This is a genomic window from Sulfitobacter undariae, from assembly GCF_014196805.1.
GTDB classification, from domain to species: Bacteria; Pseudomonadota; Alphaproteobacteria; order Rhodobacterales; family Rhodobacteraceae; genus Sulfitobacter; species Sulfitobacter undariae.
Genome location: NZ_JACIEI010000035.1, coordinates 1 through 4,639, shown reverse-complemented (window position 1 = coordinate 4,639; position 4,639 = coordinate 1). Strand labels below are relative to the sequence as shown.

General features: G+C 51.1%; 5 protein-coding genes. 1 reads left to right on the top strand and 4 read right to left on the bottom strand.

The genetic code is table 11. The features are described 5' to 3' along the window. Window positions 1–277: 277 nt before the first annotated feature. Together GGR95_RS18675 and GGR95_RS18670 are read right to left on the bottom strand one after the other, a co-directional pair. Window positions 278–655 (bottom strand): MerR family transcriptional regulator, encoded by a 378-nt coding sequence (locus GGR95_RS18675; protein ID WP_184568379.1) that lies wholly within the window; start codon window positions 653–655, stop codon window positions 278–280. A 5-nt stretch (window positions 656–660) separates the two neighbouring features. Further along, entirely contained in the window at window positions 661–1,701 is a 1,041-nt protein-coding gene (locus tag GGR95_RS18670) for a replication initiation protein (protein WP_184568378.1), read from the bottom strand. A gap of 916 nt (window positions 1,702–2,617) precedes the next feature. Between GGR95_RS18670 and GGR95_RS18665 the strand changes: the two genes are divergently transcribed. After that, a complete protein-coding gene (locus GGR95_RS18665) occupies window positions 2,618–3,187 on the top strand; it encodes a hypothetical protein (RefSeq protein WP_184568377.1) in 570 nt (189 codons plus the stop codon). Window positions 3,188–3,370: 183 nt separating this feature from the next. Here the strand turns inward: GGR95_RS18665 and GGR95_RS18660 are convergent, their stop codons facing one another. Continuing rightward, window positions 3,371–3,979: a DUF3800 domain-containing protein gene (locus tag GGR95_RS18660; RefSeq protein WP_184568376.1), complete on the bottom strand. Its 609-nt coding sequence runs from the start codon at window positions 3,977–3,979 to the stop codon at window positions 3,371–3,373. A 6-nt stretch (window positions 3,980–3,985) separates the two neighbouring features. Next, complete coding sequence (locus tag GGR95_RS18655) at window positions 3,986–4,519, bottom strand: helix-turn-helix domain-containing protein (RefSeq protein ID WP_184568375.1); 534 nt, start codon at window positions 4,517–4,519, stop codon at window positions 3,986–3,988. Between the last annotated feature and the right edge of the window lie 120 nt (window positions 4,520–4,639).

The window sequence follows — 4,639 nt, the reverse complement described above, 5'->3', positions numbered from 1 at the left end:
TGGAGGAACACACCACGTCATACAACTACAGGCGGCACATCTTGGATGATATATTTCCTGCCATACCTGATGTAATGCTATATCGGTAAATGGTTTTCCGTTTATCAGATTTCGGTTATTATGTGCTACAATACCTGCTATAGGTACGGCATGTAACACACCCTACCCGTAGGGTTCATTATATGCCATCGCTAAGTGTAAAAAATAACGTTCAAACAGAGAGTTGCTCCATTTTCAAAGTAAATATTATTATTTCATAGCGAGAGGCTTTGTAAAGCTATCGCCACCACCAACCCCAGCGGGGCTTACTGGCCAACTTTTCCGCCATTTCGCGCCATCTATCGCGGTCTTCTTGAACACCCGCCAATTGCTCTTTGGCCGCATCGCGTTGCGCTTCTGCTACAGCTAGTTTTACTTCTAAATCTGAAGTGGGCACTGTGGGCAAAATGGGGTGGGCATGTTCACTAAGCGCGCACTGGGCATCTGCCCACTTATCAAGGTCTTGCGGATCAATCTTCCAGTGATTTCGATTATCTCTAGAGGCCCTTAGATCAAGGGTTTCTATCGCTCTCATAATCGTGCGCCGCGACACATTTTTGGACTGGGCAGCATGGGCAGGTGACATGGGCATGTTCACTGGGCGCTCACTGGGCATCATGATCACCTCGCTGAATAACTTTTGCACCAAGTCGTGAACGACTTCTCGATGCTGGCCGCGTCTAATGGGATCGACTTTTCTGCGCACCACTTGCGAAACGTGTCGGACAGCACCCGCAAATCAGGCACATGCCGCCCGTCAATGAGGGGGGCGTTGTTCCTTGCAATCTTGTCCCATGGTTGCACGCCTTTCACTGAACCGGACGCGGGAAACGCTAGCGCGACCGTTTCCGCCGTGCCATCCCGCCGCGCCTTCCGTCCAACCTTTGGGCGGTCCTGTTCAGCTTTGACTTTGGTTAGATCAGGTTTTTCTGTCCATTCGATCACAACCTTCTCGATACGGCGCCCCGCTTTGATAAACCGTGCTGACACTTCAAAACGGGTCAGTTGGCTAATCTCGGCCAACGCTGGTTTCAACGCATCGCGGTTGAAGTCAGCCCACCTTGTCACTTTGCCCGGAGCAACACCCATGATCTGCCGCAGATCGGTCACTTCATAGGTGCAGCTCGTGACGTGTTTCATTCGCACCATGGCGCTGATCTGCTGGAACAGGGCAAGGGAGTATTTTGATGTCATGGCGTAGAAAGCCTGACGATCGAGAATTGCCCAATGGTTAGATTCCAGTGCCAGCGTTCGGAACACAATCCCGAAGTGCCACCGGACCGTCAGGTTACCTTCATCTTCACGATCATAGACCAACTCGCCACCGTCGAGGAATGTGCCAATTCCTTCTTTGCGGCGGCTATCCGACAGGTCGACTTCAAAGCTGAATGAGGTGGCGGCGATCTCGTGGATCATGTCGCGGAGGCTACCGAGATCATGGTTCCGCATTCCCGTGACCTTGCGTATGTCTCGCAGGTGCATTTCATGCCAACAGTCGTTGCCCATCCGGCCTGCTGCATGGTCAATCATCAAATGTAAGGTTTTGGTGGCCTGCGCACCCAGTGCACCATTGATAAACACACCCTTAGCCATCTCGCGTGGAATAACACCAGCACGGTTATCAAAGGCTCTGTCGGTTGCGACTTCGAGTGTTTTTCCCATGTGATTTATTTAGGTGGATTTATCCACTCTGTCAAATCCCATATATCGGCCCCATAACCCACTTTAACGGCCCCATAACCCACTTTAACGGCCCCATAACCCACTTTAAGACTTTTATTTACAATAAAATCAGTATGTTACATGCCCTGAACTTATAGAACTTATAGAACAAGAAGGCGCTACGCGCTTTTTGGTAAAAATATGGGGTAGTTTTAACGCTTGTCGGACCGTTTTATCCAACCTCAAGCTCCGCCGCTGCAAGCGGCGAGGCAGTAGAATTTCTAAGAATGGATGGCGGGGTCATTTGCCACTTCTTGCCCTCATCACTGGAGAACGAAAAACACAGCGCAGAGACCAAAATGCAATTTTGGTATACATTGCGCATATCCTGCAACTGCAACACCCCTCCCGCCAACGTCCAAACAGTCCGTCAGACGGTCACACGCAAAGCGCGGGTAGGAACCCATCCAGAAATCACCACAGGGGCCGCTAGGAGCGCCGTAGAGCGCCATAAAGTCGATAGGTGCGTTGAGGAGCTTCCAGCACGGAAAGGCCTCTCACGGGCCTCCAGATCGACTGAACGCAATCATCAAGCGTGATCGTCGGTCTCCAGGGCGGGGCGGGAGCGGTTTTCTGCACTTCAAAGCGGGTCCAGCAGCCGAAGTCCTGACTGTTTGAAACTTGCCGCTCTGGGAAGGTCAAAAACACAGCGCGGAGGCCAAAATGCAATTTTGGTTAACATTGCCCATATCCTGCAACTGCAACACCCCCCCCTCACATCGGCATCCAAGACACCGGAGGTTACCACCGCCTTCGCCTTTTCCGATCAGAGCTGTTTCTGCACGGTCGGTAAAAATGGGTTGCTTTTGGTTGTGTGAAGGTGGCAGGAAATAGCATCGTATGACATTTGTGACAAATGACCAAAAAACTCGATCACACAACACGGCAATCCATCGCCAAAAAAGTCAGGGAAGGCGTCCGCCCGCAGGTGCTGGCCCGCGAATACGGCGTCACTGTGCGCACGGTTTACCGCTGTGCCGAGGTCATGCGAGAAATCCAGATCGAGAGGGGCAGCAGGACCGAGGTGATCGTGTGCCGCGTCTCGCCTGCGGATCTCGCCCAGTTTGACGCCAAGCTGAAAGAAGCTGGCATCCGAAATCGTAGTGAGGCGTTGCGGAACGTGATCCGCAATACCAACGGCATGGCGATGCCCGATGCGGAGCTGGCCGAGGCGCTGACGGGCATGAAGGGGGCGTTGAACAAGGTCGGCAACAATGTGGTGCAGATTGCCAAGCGCATGAACGAGGCCAGGAACATGGGACGGTCTGTGCCTTTCAAAGAGGAAGACCTGATCGAGGTCAGACATCTTGCAGGGTTCATTCTGGATTTTGCAGACCAAGCCGATCTTATGGCGAGAGGCCGGAGCGCAACTCTCGAATTGAAGATTTCTGACGAGCTAAGGCGCATGGCTGAACGCGGTGTTTAAAAAGCTACTCTGCTCTTGTTGGAGAACTGAATAACCTTGCTTTTTTAACCTATGGGTGCTACATATTCCTAGCGACCTGCTAGGCCTTGCGTCGAGCAGGAGCAGCGGTGACCCAGTCTAGGAGAGAGGGCTGGTTGCTAGCCGCACCACGTTCAGGACCGCCCTTTGGGCGGTTTTGTCGTTTTAAAGCAGTTTGATACCACATTCACTTTCAAGCTGCTTACCGTTAATCTCACCACGCTCCTGCCACCTCCTAGAGTAGGCCACAAGATCAGCCACTTGTAAAAACCTAGCCGCAGTCGAATCAACGCAGGCAATATGTTCTACGGCTTGAAAAAGCTTGTCGTCACGCTGTGCTGCTGCCAAGCAGAGGACGCATTCCTCGCTTTTATTCGTATCATTACGATCCAGAATGAGCTCTATGTTGCCAATTTTTGGGATCCTATGTTGCTTAGCGTAACGACGAATGGCAACTTTTACGATTTCTATCACGGCTGCAGCGTATATTTGTGCAGCAGTCCCATGGTGGTGGGCCGATGCTTTGTTCAAGAATATCAAACCCCGATCTTTAGTCGCTCCGTGGAACTGTTGAAGCAGTCTTCGTGCCACAACCCCTTCCATTTTGTTTGCATGCAACTCCCCAGCATTTTTCTCTCGAAAATTTGACAGTATACTTTCGGCTACAGATGCATGACGTGCTGCGACTGTGACCGATCCCAACATAAAGTCAGGCTCGCCAGCTGTGCCGCTCTCGTCGATAAAGATAAGAACCCTTTTATTTAGACCTGCCATTGATCATTACCTCCTACGCTTTACGCCACTTTGGCGGGCGCGTTCGGCGGTTTCGTCTTTACGTGAACGTTGCTCCGTCAGTGCTTTCTTTGCCAAGTGTTTTTTGCGTTCTTCCTCGAACTCGGGCGCTAGGTTTTTGAGTGCGTCTACCAATCCGTCGAGATGATAGATATTGGAGTTCCAATCCCCAGCAGTTGTCTTGCGTTGCTCTCGCCGAACCAGCTTTTTTTCCTCGAGCGTAGCGATGTTAATTCGCACTGTTGTGGGGTGAATATTCATTCTTCGTGCAAGATCTGCTTTACTTGGGAAAGGTGGGCGTTCGGGATCAATCCAGTAACTAAGCAGCTGTGCTAGAATATTGAATTGTGTAGTAGAAAGCCCCAGACGAGCCTGACCGCGTACAAGTATGTTTGGCAAAGCCACGTAGCCGTACTTAGTTACGTCCTTACTGAAGATCCGCTCAGTTGAAGAAGCGCCCCTCTTGGATTTAGTGTCTGTTTTTTCCGAAGTCGTCGTTTGGGGTGTTGTTACGTTAGGCATTGAGGTTCCTCCTTTCCAATCGATTTGGAGGAACACACCACGTCATACAACTACAGGCGGCACATCTTGGATGATATATTTCCTGCCATACCTGATGTAATGCTATATCGGTAAATGGTT